20 protein-coding genes are annotated in these 18985 nt (G+C 71.7%); 1 reads left to right on the forward strand and 19 read right to left on the reverse strand.

The window, feature by feature from the left end; genetic code table 11:
• From lspA to QM626_RS14310, 18 genes are all read right to left on the reverse strand, one after another.
• On the reverse strand, positions 1–558 hold the full coding sequence (gene lspA, locus QM626_RS14225; RefSeq protein WP_415077619.1) for a signal peptidase II: 558 nt from the start codon (positions 556–558) through the stop codon (positions 1–3).
• Between the two features lie 9 nt (positions 559–567).
• Positions 568–1161, reverse strand: coding sequence for a DivIVA domain-containing protein (locus QM626_RS14230; RefSeq protein ID WP_415077620.1), 594 nt, complete (start codon positions 1159–1161; stop codon positions 568–570).
• A 97-nt stretch (positions 1162–1258) separates the two neighbouring features.
• Positions 1259–1561, reverse strand: coding sequence for a YggT family protein (locus tag QM626_RS14235; RefSeq protein WP_415077621.1), 303 nt, complete (start codon positions 1559–1561; stop codon positions 1259–1261).
• Positions 1562–1570: 9 nt separating this feature from the next.
• Positions 1571–2035 (reverse strand): cell division protein SepF, encoded by a 465-nt coding sequence (locus QM626_RS14240; protein WP_415077622.1) that lies wholly within the window; start codon positions 2033–2035, stop codon positions 1571–1573.
• 32 nt (positions 2036–2067) lie between these two features.
• Positions 2068–2751, reverse strand: a complete 684-nt coding sequence (locus QM626_RS14245; protein WP_415077623.1) for a YggS family pyridoxal phosphate-dependent enzyme — start codon at positions 2749–2751, stop codon at positions 2068–2070.
• Positions 2748–3905: a cell division protein FtsZ gene (gene ftsZ / locus QM626_RS14250; RefSeq protein WP_415077624.1), complete on the reverse strand. Its 1158-nt coding sequence runs from the start codon at positions 3903–3905 to the stop codon at positions 2748–2750. The genes QM626_RS14245 and ftsZ overlap by 4 nt, the downstream gene beginning before the upstream one ends.
• 165 nt (positions 3906–4070) lie before the next feature.
• Positions 4071–5027, reverse strand: coding sequence for an FtsQ-type POTRA domain-containing protein (locus QM626_RS14255; RefSeq protein WP_415077625.1), 957 nt, complete (start codon positions 5025–5027; stop codon positions 4071–4073).
• Positions 5028–5031: 4 nt separating this feature from the next.
• Positions 5032–6441, reverse strand: a complete 1410-nt coding sequence (gene murC / locus QM626_RS14260) for a UDP-N-acetylmuramate--L-alanine ligase (RefSeq protein ID WP_415077626.1) — start codon at positions 6439–6441, stop codon at positions 5032–5034.
• 57 nt (positions 6442–6498) lie between these two features.
• Positions 6499–7578: an undecaprenyldiphospho-muramoylpentapeptide beta-N-acetylglucosaminyltransferase gene (murG, locus tag QM626_RS14265; protein ID WP_415077627.1), complete on the reverse strand. Its 1080-nt coding sequence runs from the start codon at positions 7576–7578 to the stop codon at positions 6499–6501.
• Between the two features lie 9 nt (positions 7579–7587).
• Positions 7588–8808 carry a putative lipid II flippase FtsW gene (ftsW, locus tag QM626_RS14270; protein WP_415077628.1) on the reverse strand — a complete coding sequence of 407 codons (1221 nt, stop codon included), beginning with the start codon at positions 8806–8808 and terminating at the stop codon, positions 7588–7590.
• Positions 8762–10300, reverse strand: a complete 1539-nt coding sequence (murD, locus tag QM626_RS14275) for a UDP-N-acetylmuramoyl-L-alanine--D-glutamate ligase (RefSeq protein ID WP_415077629.1) — start codon at positions 10298–10300, stop codon at positions 8762–8764. Before murD ends, ftsW begins: the two co-directional genes overlap by 47 nt.
• The gene (gene mraY / locus QM626_RS14280) at positions 10297–11406 is read right to left on the reverse strand and encodes a phospho-N-acetylmuramoyl-pentapeptide-transferase (RefSeq protein ID WP_415077630.1); all 1110 of its coding nucleotides are present in this window, start codon (positions 11404–11406) and stop codon (positions 10297–10299) included. Before mraY ends, murD begins: the two co-directional genes overlap by 4 nt.
• A complete protein-coding gene (locus QM626_RS14285; RefSeq protein WP_415077631.1) occupies positions 11403–12815 on the reverse strand; it encodes a UDP-N-acetylmuramoyl-tripeptide--D-alanyl-D-alanine ligase in 1413 nt (470 codons plus the stop codon). Before QM626_RS14285 ends, mraY begins: the two co-directional genes overlap by 4 nt.
• Before the next feature lie 19 nt (positions 12816–12834).
• Positions 12835–14619 carry a peptidoglycan D,D-transpeptidase FtsI family protein gene (locus tag QM626_RS14290; protein WP_415077632.1) on the reverse strand — a complete coding sequence of 595 codons (1785 nt, stop codon included), beginning with the start codon at positions 14617–14619 and terminating at the stop codon, positions 12835–12837.
• Positions 14620–14623: 4 nt separating this feature from the next.
• Complete coding sequence (locus QM626_RS14295; RefSeq protein ID WP_415077633.1) at positions 14624–15208, reverse strand: hypothetical protein; 585 nt, start codon at positions 15206–15208, stop codon at positions 14624–14626.
• The gene (gene rsmH / locus QM626_RS14300) at positions 15205–16158 is read right to left on the reverse strand and encodes a 16S rRNA (cytosine(1402)-N(4))-methyltransferase RsmH (RefSeq protein WP_415077634.1); all 954 of its coding nucleotides are present in this window, start codon (positions 16156–16158) and stop codon (positions 15205–15207) included. Before rsmH ends, QM626_RS14295 begins: the two co-directional genes overlap by 4 nt.
• A gap of 103 nt (positions 16159–16261) precedes the next feature.
• Positions 16262–16693: a division/cell wall cluster transcriptional repressor MraZ gene (mraZ, locus tag QM626_RS14305; protein ID WP_415077635.1), complete on the reverse strand. Its 432-nt coding sequence runs from the start codon at positions 16691–16693 to the stop codon at positions 16262–16264.
• A 182-nt stretch (positions 16694–16875) separates the two neighbouring features.
• A complete protein-coding gene (locus QM626_RS14310) occupies positions 16876–17238 on the reverse strand; it encodes a DUF3040 domain-containing protein (protein ID WP_415077636.1) in 363 nt (120 codons plus the stop codon).
• 66 nt (positions 17239–17304) lie between these two features.
• On the opposite strand from QM626_RS14310, the gene QM626_RS14315 reads away from it, so the two are divergent.
• Positions 17305–18399, forward strand: a complete 1095-nt coding sequence (locus tag QM626_RS14315; protein ID WP_415077637.1) for a polyprenyl synthetase family protein — start codon at positions 17305–17307, stop codon at positions 18397–18399.
• Here QM626_RS14315 and QM626_RS14320 read toward each other — a convergent pair whose 3' ends face one another.
• Entirely contained in the window at positions 18400–18750 is a 351-nt protein-coding gene (locus QM626_RS14320) for an Rv2175c family DNA-binding protein (RefSeq protein WP_415077638.1), read from the reverse strand.
• Between the last annotated feature and the right edge of the window lie 235 nt (positions 18751–18985).

The raw sequence follows: 18985 nt of genomic DNA on the forward strand, positions 1-18985 counted from the left end.
TCAGTCCTCGCGGACGTCGTCGGCATCCCGGCGCCCGCGTTCTCGTGTGCCGTCGAGCCGGAGCCCGGATACCACCAGCACCGCGACCGCGATCATGGAGGTCACGATGAACATGTCCGCGACGTTGTAGATCGCCGGCGTCGTCCAGAACCACATCCACGGCGTGGAGATGAAGTCGACGACATGCCCGACGCCGAAGCCGGGGTCGCGGAACAGCCGATCGCCGAGATTGCCGAGCACGCCGCCGAGCAGCAGGCCGAGCACGATCGCCCAGGCCCGCGAGCGGATGCGGACGGCGAGCACCACGATGACCACGACCACGGCCGCCAGCGCGAGGGTGAAGATCCAGGTCACCCCGGAGCCGAACGAGAAGGCGGCGCCGGAGTTGCGGATCAGATAGAGCCCGAGCACGTCTCCCCACACCGGGACGAGCTGTTCGAGGGGCAGGCCGGTGAGCGCGAGATACTTCGTGAACTGGTCGACGGCCAGCACCACCACCGCGAGGATCGCGATGATGATGCCGGCCGTCTGAGGACGAAGCCTGGGCCGGGGCGCCAAGCGCCGGGCCTACAGGCCGATCGCCGAGACCGGCGTGCTGCCGGCGGCGTTCGACGAGGAGTCGAGCTCGCGCAGCTTCGTCTCGATGAGGTCGCGCAGCTGCGAGCGGTAGTCGCGCTCGAACTGGCGAAGCTCGGTGATGCGGGTCTCGAGCACGGCACGGTCCTTCTCGAGGCGCGCGATCTCGTCGCGGCCCTTGGCCTCGGCCTCGGCGACGATGGACGCCGCCTGCGCCTGCGCCTCGGAGATGAGCTGGTCGCGCTGCGCCTTGCCCTCGGCGACGTGCTCGTCGTGCAGACGCTGGGCGAGCTCGATGATGCCGGCGGTCTGGGCGGTGCCCACCTCGGCGGCGGGAGCCGGAGCGGGCGCGGGCTTCACGATCGCGACGGTCTCCTCGACCGCGGCGGCCGGCTCGGGGGCAGCCGCGCCGCCCGCCTCCAGCGCCTCGACCTTCGCCTTGAGCTCGTCGTTCTCGGCGATGGTCTTGCGCCACTCGACGACGATCTCGTCGAGGAAGTCGTCGACCTCGTCCGGGTCGAAGCCTTCCTTGAACCGGACGTGCTGGAACTGCTTGGTGACGACGTCATCCGGAGTCAATGCCATGGTGTTCCTCGTTTCGGGGCGTGGCGGCGTGCCAGGCGATGGGGGATGCCCGCTGTGCGGGCCGCTCACGACAGCATAGCCGCGGCGCTGTCGAAGGTCACAGAGAGGCGAGCGCGCGTGTCACGGACAACAGCATGAAGCACAGCAGCATCGTGAGCGCGAAGGCGACGTCGAGGGCGACCGGTCCGAGGCGCACCGGAGGGATGACGCGCCGGAACAGCCGGATCGGCGGATCGGTGACGGTGTACACGAGCTCCGCCGCGACCAGCCCCGCGCCGCGCGGACGCCAGTCACGGTTGAAGACCGGAATGTACTCCAGCACGAGCCGCACCAGCAGCACGAGGATGTAGATCAGCAGCAGGACGTTCGCGATCTGGGCGATCAGACGGACGACATCCACGTCTCAAGACTACTGGGGGAAGCCGGCGGCCTCGGGATCCGCCTGGGGCAGCGCGCCGTCGCCGGAGACGGCGATGTTCTCAGGCGAGAGCAGGAAGACCTTGCTGGTGACCCGCTCGATGCGCCCGTACAGCCCCAACGACAGCCCGCTGGCGAAGTCGATCAGACGTCGCGCGTCGGCGTCGCTCATCTGCGACAGGTTGATGATGACCGGGATGCCGTCGCGGAAGTTCTCCGCGATCACCTGGGCGTCGCGGTACTGCTTCGGGTGGACGGTCAGGATCTCGCTGACCGCGCCGACCGCGGGCTGGCGGACCACGGCGGGACGATGCAGCGGCGTCACGGGCGCAGCGGGCTTCTCGGCGACCGGCTCGGGCTTGCGGCTCGGGCGCACCGGGGCCACCTGCTCCTCGTAGGCCTCTTCCTCATCGGCGAGACCGAGGTACACCATGGTCTTCTTCAGCGGGTTCGACATCAGCATCCTCCGTTTGCTCGTCTGGTGAGAGGCTAGCCGCGCTCGGGCCGCGGACCCGTGATTGCCGAGCCGATGCGCAGGTGTGTCGCGCCGGCGGCGATCGCCTCGGCGAAGTCGCCGGTCATGCCGGCGGAGATCCATGTCGCCTCCGGCGCGACGCGACGCAGGCCCGCTGCGTACCCGGCGAGACGACCGAACGCGCGGGCGGGCTCCTCGTCCAACGGTGCGACGGCCATGAGCCCGCGCAGGCGCAGCGTGGGGCAACGGCCGAGCACATGCGCGGCGAGCCGCTCGACGCCGGCGGGCTCGACCCCGCCCCGGCCCGGATCATCGGTCAGGTTCACCTGCAGCAGCACGTCCAGCGGGTCGCCGCCCGCGGCCTCCAGCGCGTCGGCGAGGCGGCCACGATCGACCGAGTGCACGACCGAGGCGGCGGCGCGGACGGCCCGCGCCTTGTTCGTCTGCGCCTGTCCGATGAAATGCCACCGGAGATCGTGCAGACCGGCGAGCCGCTCGGCCTTGGACGTCAGCTCCTGCTGGCGGTTCTCCCCCACCTCGCGCACGCCGAGACGGTGGAGCTCCGCCACGACCTCTGCCGGGTGGAACTTGGTCACGACGATCCGCGTGATCCCGCCCGGGTCACGGCCGGCGTCACGCGCGGCATCCGCGATACGCGCGTCGACCGCGGCGAGGCGGGCCGCGAGGTCGTCGGTCACTTCAGGAAGTCGGGGATGTCCAGGTCGTCGTCGCCGAACGCCGAGTCGTAGGACGCGGGCTCGGAGATCCCGGCGGCGACCGGGACGGCGGGCGTCTCCGGGACCGGGACGGCGACCTCCACGGCGGCCTGCTCCTCGTCGACGACGACGGCCACCGGGGCGGTCGCGGGGCGCACCGCCGTGACCGGCTCGATGCGCGGCGACGGCTCGCCGCCGTCGAAGCCCGCGGCGATGACCGTGACCCGCACCTCGTCGCCGAGCGTGTCGTCGATGACCGTGCCGAAGATGATGTTCGCCTCCGGGTGCGCCGCCTCCTTGACGAGCTGCGCGGCGTCGTTGATCTCGAAGATGCCGAGGTTCGAGCCGCCCTGGATCGACAGCAGCACACCGTGCGCGCCCTCGATCGAGGCTTCGAGCAGGGGCGACTCGACCGCCAGCTCGGCGGCCTTGATGGCGCGGTCCGCGCCCCGGGCGGAGCCGATGCCCATGAGCGCGGAGCCCGCGCCCTGCATGACCGACTTGACGTCGGCGAAGTCGAGGTTGATGAGGCCGGGCGTGGTGATGAGGTCGGTGATGCCCTGCACACCGGCCAGGAGCACCTGGTCGGCGGTCGCGAACGCCTCGATCATCGAGATGCCGCGGTCGCTGATCTCGAGGAGGCGGTCGTTGGGCACGACGATGAGGGTGTCGACCTCTTCCTTCAGCCGGGCGACGCCGGCCTCGGCCTGGCTCTGACGGCGGCGGCCCTCGAACGAGAACGGCTTGGTGACGACGCCGATGGTGAGGGCGCCGATCGACTTCGCGATCTTGGCGACGACGGGCGCACCGCCGGTGCCGGTGCCGCCGCCCTCGCCCGCGGTGACGAAGACCATGTCGGCGCCCGCGAGCGCCTCCTCGATCTCCTCCGCGTGGTCCTCGGCGGCGCGACGACCCACCTCCGGGTCCGCGCCGGCTCCCAGGCCCCGGGTGAGCTCGCGGCCGACGTCGAGCTTGACGTCGGCGTCGCTCATGAGCAGCGCCTGCGCGTCGGTGTTCACCGCGATGAACTCTACGCCGCGCAGGCCGAGCTCGATCATGCGGTTGACGGCGTTGACGCCGCCGCCGCCGACACCGACGACCTTGATCACCGCGAGGTAGTTCTGGTTCTGGCTCATGCCCGGCCTCCGTCTTGTGCGCCCTCACTGCCCCGGGACTCAACCCTCATCCTCACCTAGAGGGTTAAAGTCATGCCCGGTATGCAATTCCTGGATCGAAGGTATGCGCAGCCCGCCCGCCGTCCGGGACGCGGGCGGCGTGTCGTCCAAAAGGACGTCGTCGCGTCACCGGACGACGACGGCGTCCGGCGTGGAGACGTCGTAGCTGCTGACGTCCGGACGGGCCGCCATGATCTCCTGCAGGACGAGGGCCTTCGTCGCCGACTGGTCGGCGCTGCCCCACACCACCTGCTTCCCGTCGATGGTCAGCGTGACGTCGTCGGGGGTGGACGCGGTCACCGCGGTCACCCGCGCCCGCACGTCGCTGGGAAGGGCGCGCATCACCTGCCCCGCCGCCGTGAAGGCATCGGAGTCCACGCCGCCGGTGACGGTCATGAGCGGATACCCCGTGGGCTGGTCCGCGGTGGTGCTCAGCGCGACGCCGGCCGCGTCGTAGAGGGTGAACCCGGCGTCGGACTGGACGACGCCGACCGGTGTGCGCTCGACGATGCGCACGACCAGCGTGTGCGGCGGATCGGCCTCGAGCGTGTACGACTCGACGAGCGGGAAGGCGATCAAGGCGGCCTTCACGGCCGACTCGTCGATCGCGGCCAGCGGCGTGCCCAGCTGGCCCGACAGGGCGTCCTGGACGGACTGGGGGTCGAGCTGCGAGGTGCCGACCACCTCGATGTCGTCGACGGCGAACAGCGGGCTGTACGCCGCGCCCACCGTGACCGCGACCAGCAGCACGAGCGACGCCGCGACGCCGAGCCAGATGCGTCGGCGACGTCGCGCCCGCCCGGTGAAGCGGCGCACCTCGGCCCGCAGGGCCTTGCGCCGAGCGCGTTGCGCCCGCCACAGGTCCCGCAGGCGCACCGGGGTGTCGGCGGGCGCGTCGGGCTCGGAGGCCGGCTGCGGGGTCTGGGCCGGCAGCGGGATCAGCGGCGCAAGGGGCTGCGTGACCTGTCCCGCGTCGGCGAGGTCGGCGGGCGCCTCCTCACGCGGCCGCGTCGCGGGCTGCGGATCGACCGGCGGCGCGCCGGCCGGGCGCGGCGGAGGCGGCAGCGGGGTCGGGCGACGCATCCGCTCAGTCGCCCGTCGGATCGGTACGGGCGAGCGCCTCGAGCACCTGCGGGATGATGCGGTACACGTCACCGCATCCGAGCGTCACGACGAAGTCGCCGTCGCGCGCGATCGTGGCCGTGTAGTCGGCCGCGGCCTGCCAGTCGGCGAGGAACCGCACCCGCTCCGCGTCGTTGAACGCCTCGCTGACGAGCGCTCCGGTGACGCCCGGGACGGGGTCCTCGCGCGCGCCGTAGACGTCGAGCACGACGGTCCGGTCGGCCAGACGCTCGAGCACCTCGGCGAACTGCGGCGACATGAGCTGCGTGCGCGAATACGTGTGCGGCTGATGGATGGCGATGATGCGGCCGTCTCCGACCACCGTGCGGGCCGCGGTCAGCGCCGCCTCGACCTCGGTCGGGTGGTGCGCGTAGTCGTCGTACACGCTCACGCCCCGCGCGACGCCGTGGAGCTCGAACCGTCGCACCGTCCCGGCGAAGCCCGACACCGCCCGGGCGGCGTCGGCGAGCGAGTGACCCAGCAGGCGCAGCACCGCGACGGCCCCCGCCGCGTTCACGGCGTTGTGGGCGCCGGGCACGGCGAGCTCGACGCGTGCCCGCTCCCCCGCGGCGGTGAGGGTGAAGGCGACCGGGCCGGCGGTGACGATGTCGGTCACGCGCACGTCGGCCGCGGCGTCCAGCCCGAACGTGACGACCCGCGGATGCCGCAGCGCCGCCGCCACGCGCTGCGCCCCCGGGTCGTCCGCGGAGATGACGACGGCCTCACGGGCCGCGTCCGCGAACCGCGCGAAACCGTCGAAGAACGCGTCGCCGGACCCCCAGTGGTCGAGGTGGTCGGGGTCGACGTTGGTGATGAGGGCGATCGAGGTGTCGTAGATCTCGAACGTGCCGTCGGACTCGTCGGCCTCGATGACGACCAGGTCGTCGGATCCCGTCGCGCTGGAGACGCCGAGCTCGGCGACCACACCGCCGTTGACGAAGGTCGGCAGGACGCCGAGGCGCTGCAGCCCGGTGACGATCATGCCGGTCGAGGTGGTCTTGCCGTGTGCGCCGGCGACCGAGACGAGACGGCGTCCGCCGATCAGCCAGTACAGGGCCTGCGAGCGGTGGATGACATGCAGGCCGCGTGCCTTGGCGAGCACGAGCTCGGGGTTCTCGGGCCAGATCGCGCCGGTGTGCACGACCGTGTCGACGTCGCCTCGGAGGTTGGCCGCGTCGTGCCCCACGTGCACCGTCGCCCCCGCCTCGCGCAGCGCCTGCAGCGCCGCGCTGTCCGAACGGTCGGAGCCCGAGACGCGGATCCCGCGGTCGAGGAACATCCGTGCCAGACCCGACATCCCGGAGCCGCCGATGCCGATGAAATGCGCGGCTCGGATGTCGTCGGGGATCGGGAGGGAGAGGTCGGGTCTGATCATGACCGGTCAAGTCTAGGTTCGCGAGGCTGCGCACCGGCTCCGGGCGCGCGGGCGAGGTCAGGTGCGACCGGCGAGCGCGGCGTCGATGAGGGCCACCACGTTCTCGGCACCGGTGCGTGTTCCGACGGCGGACGCCGCGGCACGCATGCGGGCGAGCCGCGTCGCGTCGGCGAGCAGGGGCACGACCTCGGTGCGCACGCGCTCAGACGTGAAGTCCGCGTCCGGGATCAGCAGCGCGGCCCCGGCCTCGACGGCGGAGCGGGCGTTGAGCGCCTGCTCGCCGTTGCCGACCGCGTAGGGCACGTAGACGGCGGGGATGCCGAGGGCGCTGATCTCCGAGACCGTCGCCGCGCCCGAGCGCGAGACGATGACGTCGGCGATCGCGAACGCGAGGTCCATGCGATCCTCGTAGGGGCGGACGACGTAGCCGGCGACGCCCGGGTCGGTCCCGGCCCATCCGGCGCCGGTGAGGTGCACGAGCTGGTACCCGGCGGCCAGCACGTCGCCGTACGCACCGGCGAACGCCTCGTTGAGCCGTCGGGCGCCCAGCGATCCCCCGAACACGAGCAGGGTCGGCCGTGCCGGGTCGAGCCCGTAGCGCGCGCCCGCCTCGGCGCGCAGCGATGCGGCGTCCAGCTCGACGATCTCGCGACGCAGCGGCATGCCGACCGTCTGCGCCGCGCGCAGGCGGGTGCCCGCGAACGCCACGCCGACGGCCGCCGCGCGGCGGGCTCCCAGCACGTTGGCCAGTCCGGGCTTGGCGTTCGCCTCGTGCACCACGACCGGGACCCGCTCGCGGCGAGCCGCGACGTAGGCGGGGGCTGCGGCGTATCCGCCGAAGCCGACGACCACGTCGACGCCGCGGTCGCGGACGATCGCCCGCACCTGGGCCACGGCACGGCGGAACCGACCGGGGAAGCGCAGCGCGGCACGGTCGGGGCGGCGCGGGAACGGCACCTTGTCGACGAACAGGAGCTCATAGCCGCGGGCGGGGACGAGCCGGGCCTCGAGGCCCTCGCGGGTGCCGAGCACGAGCACCTCGGCCCGCCGGTCACGGGCGCGCAGCGCGTCGGCGACCGCCAGCAGCGGGTTCACATGGCCGGCGGTCCCGCCGCCTGCCAGCAGGTACGTCGTCACCCGTCGACCCTACCCGGGCGGCGGAAGCACCCGGTCGCGTCGCGGCAGGGTGCGCGCGAACGACAGCAGGACCCCCGCCGCCAGCAGCACCGACATGAGCGAGGTGCCGCCCTGCGACATGAACGGCAGCGGCACCCCCAGCACCGGGAACAGGCGCAGCACGACGCCGATGTTGATGAGCGCCTGGCCGACGATCCAGATCGTGATGGCGCCGGCGACGATGCGGACGAACAGGTCGTCGGTCTTGCGGATGACGTGGAAGGCGCCGACGGCGAACAGCGTGAACAGCAGGAGCACGACGATGCAGCCGACCAGGCCCAGCTCCTCGCCGACGATCGCGAAGATGTAGTCGTTGGCCGCGGCGGGCAGCCAGCTGTACTTCTCCTTCGAGTTGCCCAGCCCCAGCCCGAACAGGCCCCCGCCGGCGAGCCCCCAGATGCCGTGCAGCGGCTGATAGCAGTCGCCGTAGTAGTCGGCGAGGCAGTCGGGGTTGAGGAAGCTCATGATGCGGCGCATGCGGTCCGGGCTCGTGACGGCCAGCGCGGCGACCGCGCCGGCGCCGAGCAGCAGCGGCGGGACGAAGAAGCGCAGCTTCGCACCGGAGAAGAACAGCGCTCCCAGCAGCACCAGCACGAGGATCATCACGGTGCCGAGGTCGCCGCCGGCCATCACCGTCAGCATCACCATTCCCGCCACCGGGACGGCCGGGATGTAGACGTGCTTCCACCGGGTGAGCAGGGTGCGCTTGCGATACAGGATGAAGCCGAGCCACAGCGCGAGCGTCAGCTTGAGGAACTCGGCGGGCTGGGCCTGGAGCCCGGCGATGTTGATCCAGTTGCGGTTGCCGTCGTTGGTGATGCCCAGCGGGGTGAAGACGAGCAGCTGGAACAGCACCGCCGCGATCAGCGCGGGCCATGCGACGCGCTTCCAGAACGTGACCGGCATCCGCGAGGCGATGAACATCAGGGGGATGCCGATGACCGCGAACACTCCCTGCTTGATCACCGCGTCGTACGGGTTCCCGTCGGCGGCGTCGGAGGTGGCGGAGGTCGCCGAGAGGATCATGACCAGCCCGAAGCCGGTCAGCAGCAGCGCGGTCGAGGCGATCAGCAGGAACTCGCTGGGCACCGGCGCGAACACGCGCCCGAGGGAGACGCGGGCCGCCAGGCCCCGACGCTGCTCGTCAGGGACGGTCGCGGGGCGCGTCCGCGTCGTGTCCGCCACCGGCATCCCTCTCGATCTCATCGCGCACGGCCCGGGCGAAGGCCCGGCCGCGGTCGGCGTAGGACGAGAACTGGTCGAAGGATGCTGCGGCGGGGGCGAGCAGCACCACGTCCCCGTCACGGGCGATCCGGCGTGCCAGCTCCACGACCCGCGCCATGACGTCTTCAGTCTCGGCGTGGTCGACCTCGAACAGGGGGACGTCCGGCGCGTGTCGTGCGAACGCCGCGGTGAGGGGCGCGCGCTCGACCCCGATGACGATCACGGCCTTGGTCGCCGGGCCGCGCGCGGCGACCAGCCCGGAGATGTCGACGCCCTTCAACAGGCCGCCCACGACCCAGATCGCGCCGGGGAAGGCCGACAGCGACGAGGCCGCGGCGTGGGGGTTGGTCGCCTTCGAGTCGTCGACCCAGGTGATCCCGCCGGCGCGGGCGACGACCTCGATGCGATGCGCATCGAGCCGGAAGCCGCGCAGCGCCTCGCGGATCGCCGCCGGGCTCGCCCCCGCGGCGCGCGCGAGCGCGGTCGCCGCGAGGATGTTCGAGACGATGTGCGGCGCCGTCAGCCCCGCCTCGGCGAGCTCGGCGAGGGTCGTGATCTCCAGCGCCGACGTCGCCCGGTCGGCGAGGAAGGCGCGGTCGACGAGGATCCCCTCGACGACGCCGACATCGCTCGGGCCCGGGACGCCGAGGTCGAACCCGATCGCGCGTGCGCCCTCGACGACCTCCGCGTCCTCGACCATGCGCCGGGTGGCCTCGTCGGCCTTGTTGTACACGCAGGCGACGCGGGTGCTGTCGTACACCTGCGCCTTGGCGTCCCGGTAGGCCGCGAACGAGCCGTGCCATTCGAGGTGGTCCTCGGCGAGGTTCAGGCACACCGATGCCAGCGGCGAGAGCCGCTCGGGACCGGCCTGCAACGACAGGTACCAGAGCTGATGGCTGGAGAGCTCGACCACGAGGGCGTCGAACCCGCCCGGGTCGCGGATCGCGTCCAGCACCGGCACGCCGATGTTGCCGCAGGGTGCGGCGCGCCGTCCGGCGGCGCGCAGCATGGTCGCGGTCAGCTGCGTCGTGGTGGTCTTGCCGTTCGTCCCGGTGATGAGGATCCAGTCGGCCGGCGTGCCGTCGGAGCGCAGCACCTTGTCGCGCACCCGCCAGCCCAGCTCGACGTCGCCCCACAGCGGCACGCCCGCCTCGAGCGCCCAGGCGATCACGGGATGGGAGGGTCCGAAGCCGGGCGAGGCGACGATGAGCTCCGGCGCATGGGCGAGCAGCTCCGCCGGGACCGCGGCCAGAGGCGCCGTGTGGAGCGTCGCGCCGATCACCGGCAGCAGCCGCGCGTACTCCTCGTCCGCCTTCTCGGTGACCACGAGGACGTCGGCGCCCAGCTCGGCGAGGGTGTCGGCGGCCGAGAACCCGGTGACGCTCAGCCCCAGCACGACCACGCGCAGCCCGGACCAGTCGGCGTGCCAGCTCGTCAGGGCGTCGAGGCGGTCGTTCATGTGCGCACGAGCCATTCGACGTAGAACAGCCCGACGCCGGTGAGGGCCAGCAGGCCCGCGATGATCCACATCCGCACCACGATGGTGATCTCGGGCCACCCGCGCATCTCGAGGTGATGATGCAGCGGGCTCATCAGGAACAGCCGTTTCCCGCGGGTGAGCTTGAAGTAGAGACGCTGCAGGATGACCGATCCGGAGGCCACGACGTACACCCCGGCGATCACGGCCAGCAGGATCTCGGTGCGGGTGAGGATCGCGAGCGCCGCGATCACCCCGCCGATCGACATGGAGCCGACGTCCCCCATGAACACCTGCGCCTTGGGCGCGTTCCACCACAGGAACCCGACGAGCGCGCCGATGAAGGAGGAGGCGATGATCGCCAGGTCGAAGGGATCGCGGGTGTGATAGCAGGCCGCCTGCAGACCGCTCTCGAGCGCGTCGAGGTCGCACGGCTGCTTGAACTGCCAGAACGCGATGAGCGCGAGGGCGCTGGTCACGAAGATCGCCGATCCGGCCGCGAGCCCGTCGAGCCCGTCCGAGACATTGACCGAGTTGGACGCCGCCACGCCGATGAACGAGATCCAGACGAGGTAGAGGATCCACCCGATGACCGCGCCGAAGGCCATGAAGGACAGCACCGGGATGTCGCGGAACAGCGACACGTACGGGCTCGCGGCGGTCTGGTTCCACTCGTTCGGGAAGTTCAGCGCCAGGATGCCGAAGACGACGACCACGACGACCTGACCGGTCACCTTCCGCCACCCGGACAGGCCCAGGCTGTTCTGCCGCCGCACCTTCATGAAGTCGTCGATGAAGCCGACCAGGCCGAAGCCGACCATCATCCAGATGACGAGCAGGCCGGACAGGGTGGGCGGATTGCTGCCGGCGTAGGTGCCGATGAAGTAGCCGACGAGGGATCCGGCGATGAAGATCGTGCCGCCCATGGTGGGCGTGCCGCGCTTGGCGCCGTGGCTGGGGTTGTGCACGTCCTCCGGGGTGCGGATGACCTGGCCCCAGCCCCAGCGGCGGAACAGCCGCAGGAACACGGGGGTGAGGAACAGCGTGAATGCCAGCGAGATCGCCGCCGCGGTCAGGAGGGATCTCACGAGAACGATTCTCCCAGACGGTCCCCGAGAAAGCGGAGACCCGCGGAGTTCGACGACTTGACGAGCACGCGGTCGCCGTCACGCAACTCGGTCAGCAGGTAGTCGTACGCCTCGTCGGCGGTGGCGAAGAACACCGCCTCGTCGCTCCAGGATCCTTCCGCGATCGCGGCGAGGAACAGGCGGCGCGCTTCGGCGCCGATCACGACGATGCGCGGGATCCGCAGCCGCACGGCGAGCTCGCCGATGCGGTCGTGCTCCTCGCCGGCATGTTCGCCGAGCTCGCTCATGGCGCCCAGCACCGCGACGGCGCGCTGCCCGGGCTCGACGATCTGGGCCAGGGTGCGCAGGGCCGCGGCCATCGAGTCCGGGCTGGCGTTGTACGCGTCGTTGATGATGCGCACCCGCTCGGAGCCCAGCGGCTGCATCCGCCACCGCTCGGCGAGCTCGACCGTCTCGAGCCGCGCGACGCAGTCCGCGAGACTCACGCCCAGCACCGTGGCCGCGGCGACGGCGGCGAGGGCGTTCATGACGTGGTGGGCGCCGAGGACCCGCAGCCGGACCGGGAGGGCCGTGCCGTCTGCGATCAGCGTGAAGCGGGTGCCGTCGGCGTCCACCTCGACGTCCTCGGCGCGCACGGCGGCCTCGCCGTCCCGGCCGAACCAGCGCACCCGGACGCCGCGGTCCTGGGCGATCGGGGCCATGTTGCGCACGCGCGGGTCGTCGAGGTTGAGGACGGCGAGCCCGCCGCGCCGCACCGCCTGCACGAGCTCCGACTTCGCACGGAAGGTCGCCTCGATGCCGCCGAAGCCGCCGGCATGGGCCATCCCGACCATGAGGACGATGCCGATGTCAGGGCTCACCAGGCCGGCGAGCCGGGCGATCTCGCCCGGACCGCTGGCGCCGAACTCGCTCACCAGGTACCGCGTGTCCCAGCCCACGCGCAGCATCGTCAACGGCGCGCCGACCTCGTTGTTGAACGAAGCGCGGGGCGCGACGGTGTCGCCGTCGCCCTGCAGGATGCGGGCGAGCAGGTTCTTCGTGGTGGTCTTGCCGTTCGACCCGGTGATGCCGACGATGCGCAGCCGGCCACGGGCGCGGACCGCGGCGACGACCTCCCGGGCGAGGTCGGCGAGCGCGGCCACGACGTCGGGCACCACGATCTGGCTGATCGGCGCGTCGACCGGGCGCTCGACGATCGCGAGCGCGGCGCCGGCGGCCGCGGCCGCCGGCACGAACAGGTGACCGTCGGTGGTGGCGCCGGGCTTGGCGACGAACACGTCTCCGGCTCCGATGAGCCGCGAGTCGGTGTCGACCGTGCCGCCGACGAGCGTGTCGCCGGTGTCGCCGGGCGCGAGCTGCAGGCGGCCGCCGAGCACGGCGGCGATGCGGGAGAGAGGGAGTTCGATCATGTCGGGGGGCGGCCGCGCCTCATCCCGTCTTCGGCAGCAGGAGGGGATCGGTTGTCGAGGGCATGACGCGGTACGTCTTCAGGACCTGCGTCATGGCCTGCTGGAATGCGGGGCCGTTGGCCGCAGACGAGGTTACCGCAGTCGGCTGGTCGAGGGTCACGGCGACGATGTACTGCGGGTCGTCGGCGGGAGCGAAGCCGATGAGGGTCGTCCAGTACACGCCCTGCTTGTACGAGCCGTTCTCCGCTATCTCGCCGGTGCCCGTCTTGCCCGCGATCCGGTAGCCGCTGATGGCGACCGACTTGGCCAGGGAGCCCTGCAGCAGCACGTTCTCGAGCATCTCCTGCACCTGGGTCGCGGTGTCCGCGCTGATGACCTGCGTGGTCGCGTCGGCGGCGTCGTTCTCGATCACGGTGCCGTCGGCGAGGGTGCAGCTCCGCACGAGCGAGAGCGGCACCTTCGTGCCGTCGTTCGCGATCGCCTGGTAGGCGCCGACGAGCTCGGGCAGCGTCGTGGACACGCCCTGGCCGAACGAGATGTTCAGCGTGGTCTGCGCGTCCCACTCGTCGACCGACCTGAGCTCGCCCGACGCCTCGCCGGGGAAGTCCACCGCGCTGCCCTGGCCGATGCCGAAGGCCTGCAGGTAGTCGTAGCGGGTCTGCGAGTCCAGCAGCTGCGAGAAGGTCGCGATGCCGACGTTGGACGAGTCGATGAGCACGCCGGTGAGCGTGTAGTTCGTGGCGCCGTGGCTCTCGGCATCCGTCACCCGCGCCCCGCTCGCGAACGTCTCGTCGCCGGTCACCGTGACCGTCGAGAGCGGATCGGCGACGCCGGTGTCGATCAGCGTGGCCGCGGTCAGGGCCTTGAAGGTCGAGCCGGGCTCGAAGGTGTCGCGGAAGATACGGCTGGAGCGGTCCTCGGCCGGCGTCGCGTCGATGTCGTTGGGGTCGACGGACGGATACTCGGCGGCGGCCTTGATCTCCCCCGTCTTCACGTCGACGACCATGATCTGGCCGTGCTGCGCACCGAGGTTCTGCACCTGCTCGGAGATGAGCTGCTGCATGTACCACTGCAGGTCGCCGTCGATCGTCAGGGTGACGGTGCCGCCGTCGACGGCGGGGGTGTCCACCTCGGTGCCGGGGATGATGTTCCCGTCGACCCCCTGCTCGTAGGTGACCGAGCCGTCGGTGGCCGCGAGGCACTCGTTCTCCGACTCCTCCAGCCCCTCCAGCGGGGTGCCGTCGGAGCCGACGAACCCGATGAGGTTGCCGGCCACGGCGCCGTCGGGGTAGGTGCGTGCGGGATTCGAGGTCATCGCGAGGAACGGCAGGTTCAGATCGGCCAGCGCCCGGTACTGCTCGGTCGACAGGCCGGTCGCGAGCTGCGCGTACTGCGAGTCCGGGTCGGCGGCGAGGGCGTCGGAGACGATCTTCTCGATGTCGTCGGCGCTCTGACCGGTGATCGCCCCGATCTCGGCCGCGATCGTGGGCCAGTCGACCTCGATCTTCTCGCCGTCGTCGTCGGTGCGCTCCACCGGTCCGACGTGGGAGGGGTCGAGCTGCGCGTCGTACTGCAGCACGCTGCCGGCGAGCACGGTGCCGTCGTCGTCCACGATCTCGCCGCGCGCGCCATGGGTCGTGCGCGTGACGCCGATCCCCATCGACAGCGACTGCGAGACGTACTCCTGCGCGTTGACGACCTGGATGTCGATCAGGCGGACGCTGAAGGCGACGATCACGATGAGCACGACGCCGAGGGCGACGACGGTGCGACGGCGTGGAGTCCGGGTGCTTCTCGTCGTCATGTCTTCAGTGTGTGTCCGGGGTCGGCAGTCCGTCGGTCAGCGCCGGGGGTGTCGCGGTTTCCGTCGTGTCGTCCGTGGCCGTGGACTGCACGCCCGTGATGGTGGCGTCGGGGTCGGTGACCAGCGGCGTGTCCGTGACCAGGCTGTTGGAGACGAGTCCCCGGCCGAGCGCGTCGACCGACGACCCGTCGGCCGCGGCCTGCGATGTGCCGAGGATCGCGCCGTCGCTCAACCGCAGGTAGCTCGGCGCCTCGTTGATCACCATGCCCAGCGCGGCCGCGTTGGCGGCGAGGTACTGCGGTGAGCTGAGACCGGCGACCTCGTCGTACAGGATCTGCTTCTGCCACGTCAGCTGCTGCTGCTGGCTCGTCAGGTCGGCGATCTGGAACGAGCTCTGCGTCGAGAGGATCGACAGCAGCATCTGCGCGGTGGCGATGGCGAGGGCGCCGGCGACGGCGAGGATCCCGTAGGCGAGCTTCGGGCGCCGGCGCGACGGCTTGCCGAGCGGACGCAGGGTGCGCTGCGGGAGCTCGGCTCCCGCCTCGTCGGGCAGCAGCGGCTCGATGACCGCGGTCGTGACGATGCTCATGCGGCGGCCCGCACCCGCTCAGCGGCGCGCAACCGCACCGGGGTGGCACGCGGATTGCGAGCGCGTTCCTGATCGGAGGCGAGCTCGGCGCCTTTGACGAGCAGCCGGAAGCGAGGCGCATGCTCGGGCAGCTCCACCGGCAGTCCGGCCGGCGCGGTCGAGGCGGATGCCGCGGCGAACACCCGTTTGACGAACCGGTCCTCCAGCGACTGATAGCTCATCACGACGATCCGGCCGCCCACGGCGAGCGCGTCCATCGCGACCGGCAGGGCCGCCTCCAGCGCCCGCAGCTCGCCGTTGACCTCGATGCGCAGGGCCTGGAACACACGCTTGGCGGGATGTCCGGCGTGCGAGCGGGCGGCCGGGGTGGCGGCATCCAGGATCTGCACGAGCTGCGCCGAGCGGCGGATCGGCTCCTGCGCCCGGGCGGCGATGATCGCCCGGGCGTACCGGGCGGCCAGCTTCTCCTCCCCGTACCGTTCGAAGATGCGCCGCAGGTCGCCCTCGCCGTAGGTCGCGACGACGTCGGCGGCGGTCAGGCCTGCGCTCTGGTCCATCCGCATGTCCAGCGGCGCGTCCTTCGCGTAGGCGAAGCCGCGCTCGGCCGCATCGAGCTGCAGCGAGGACACGCCGAGGTCGAACAGCACGCCGTCGACGCGCGCGATGCCGGCAGCGGCGAGGGCGGCGGCGATGCCGTCGTAGACGGTGTGCACGAACGTGACGCGACCGGCGTGAGGCGCGAGGCGATCGCGGGCGATCGCCAGGGCCGCGGTGTCGCGGTCGAGGCCCACGACCCGCAGGCCGGGAAGGCGTTCGAGCAATGCCTCGGTGTGGCCGCCCATCCCGAGCGTCGCGTCGACGAACACCGCGTCGTCGCGTGCGAGCGCCGGCGTGAGCAGCTCGACGCAGCGCTCGAGCAGGACCGGGGTGTGGATGTCGCGGAGCTCCATGATGCGAAGGGGCGGGTCCCCAGGCTCCGATTCCCCTCCGCTGCCTACCTGGCGCCGGGGAAGTGCGTCAGGGCGGAAGCGGCGGGAGATCGCAACCGGGGGCTCAGAACAGGCCCGGGATCACCTCCTGCTCCATCTCCGAGTACGTCTCTTCGTTGCTGTCGGCGTAGGCCGCCCATGCCTCGGCGTTCCAGATCTCGGCGTGGGCGCCGACACCGGTGACGACGAGCTCGCGCTCCAGCCCGGCGTAGGTGCGCAGTGCGGGCGGGATCACGACGCGGTTCTGCCCGTCGGGCTTCTCCGCGCTCGCGCCGGACAGGAACATGCGCAGGAAGTCGCGGGCCTGCTTGTTGCTCAGCGGGGCTTCCCGGATGCGCTCGTGCACCCGCTCGAACTCGGCCGCGCTGAACACGTAGAGGCACCGCTCCTGGCCGCGCGTGATCACGACGCCCTCGCCCAGGTCGTCGCGGAACTTGGCCGGCAGGATGACCCGGCCCTTGTCGTCGAGCTTGGGGGTGTGGGTGCCCAGCAGCATCCGAGCATCACCCCCTCCTTCGTCCGGCCCGCGCGAGGTGGCTCCACGCTACTCCACAATCCTCCACTTCACTACCCATTTGCACCACAGAGCACATCAAGACCCCACCGCGCTCCCCCGGCGGCGCACGCGCACGAAAAAAGCGCCGACCCGGAGGTCGGCGCTTTCGGTGGCGGAGGCGGTCAGTGACCCTCTCGGCGACGGTCCCAGCGGTCGTTCATGCGGTCCATGAACGAGGTCGCTGCCGGCCTGGCGGCCGGACGCCCTTTCGCCGCGGCGAGACCCGGACGTCGCGAGGGGGTGATGGCCAGGACGACGCCGGCGAGCATGACGACGAAGCCGATGACGCCGACGACGATGAGCTGCGTGGAGAGGCCGCCGATCAGGCCGCCGAGTCCGGCGAGCACCAGCAGCGAGCCGAGCACGATGTTGCGGTAGCTGAGCGAGCGACCCGAGCCGTCGGCGCTGACGACATCGGCATCCTTGCCCATGAGATGGCGCTCCATCTCATCGAGCAGGCGCTGCTCTTGTTCGGAGAGGGGCATGCATCCTCCTTGGGATGACGTTCTACCGCCGATTCTACGCATCGGCGCGCTGACTAGGCTAGGGCCGTGTCGAGGACCCAGGACGCGATGGATGCCGTTTCTCAGCGACTCGACACCTTCTTCCGTGAGCAACGTCAGGAAGCGGCCTCATGGGGGGACGAGGCCGCCGGGATCCTGGCCGCGGCCGCCGCCGGCGCCGCGGGCGGGAAGCGCCTGCGCGCCCGCTTCTGCGTGACCGGCTGGGAGGCGGTGACCGAACCGGCCGCCGGTCGCCGGAGCGCCGACGCGGCCGTGATCGCGGCCGGCGCGGCACTCGAGCTGTTCCACGCGGCAGCGCTCGTGCACGACGACCTCGTCGACAACTCCGACACCCGCCGCGGGCGCCCGGCCGCGCATCGCGCGCTGCAGGCCCAGCACGGCGACGCCGGCTGGCACGGAGACGCCGAGGCGTTCGGGCGCTCGGCCGCGATCCTGCTCGGCGATCTGCTGGTCGCGCTCAGCGACGACCTCTTCGAGGCCGGGCTGGAGGACGCCTCCCCCGCGATCGCCGCCGGCGCGCGCGCCGAGTATGCGCGGATGCGCCGCGACGTCACGGTGGGCCAGTATCTCGACATCGCCGAGGAGGCCGCATTCCGCACCGCTCCCGATGAGACGCACGCGGAACGGGCGCTGCGGGTCGCATCGCTGAAGTCCGCGCGCTACAGCGTCGAGCAGCCGCTGCTCATCGGCGGCGCGCTGGGCGGCGCGACCGCGGCGCAGCGGGCGGCGCTGCGCGCCTTCGGGCATCCGATCGGCATGGCGTTCCAGCTGCGCGACGACGTGCTCGGCGTCTTCGGCGACGAACGCGTGACCGGCAAGCCGTCCGGGGACGATCTGCGCGAGGGCAAGCGCACCGTGCTGGTGGCGTACGCGCGCGAGGCCGTCCCGGCATCCGTGCGACGCGCCCTCGACGAGCTGATCGGGGATCCCGATCTCGACGACACCCAGGTCCGGTCGTTGCAGGAGACGATCGTGGCCTCCGGGGCGCTGGCGCGGGTCGAGGCGCTCATCGACCGATACGCGCGCGATGCGGACCGGGCGCTGGCCGGCGCGCCGCTCGGGACGCACGCGGTCGGCCGGCTGCGCGATCTGGCGCGGGCCGCCGTCGAGCGCGAGGCCTGATCAGTTCAGGGTGCGCGCCACCCGACGCACCTCGCTCTTGTGCCCTGCGCGCAGCGCCGCGATCGGCGCGACCCCGATCGTGTCGTCGACGGCCAGCAGCCAGTCGATCGCCTCGTCGTCGGTGAGGCCGGCATCCCGGAGCGCGAACACCGTGCCGCGCAGCGACGCGAGCGGCCGCCCGTCGACGACGAAGACCGCCGGGACCGCGAACGGTCCGTGACGGCGCGAGCCGACCAGGTGCGCGTCGTCGATGAGGCGACGCACTTTGCCGAGCGGCTCGCCGAGCACCTCGACGAGGTCGGGCAGGGTCAGCCAGGCGGTGTCGCGGGACGAGGACGTCTGTTCGGTCACGCATCAACTATTCCATCGCCGCCACCCCGATCCACAGTCCCACATTTAACTTCTCTCACATTCGTTGACACCTGTCACAGCAGATGTGAGGGTGACGACAGCCCGGAAGGACGCTCATGAACACCTGTGTCACCCGACGAGCCGTCGGACTCGGCGCCGGCGCCGCCGCCGGCTCGCTCGCCCTCGTGCTGGCCGCGGCGCCCGCCCATGCTGCCGAGACCGCACCCGCCTCGCT

Source organism: Microbacterium sp., assembly GCF_047606385.1.
Taxonomy (GTDB): Bacteria; Actinomycetota; Actinomycetes; order Actinomycetales; family Microbacteriaceae; genus Microbacterium.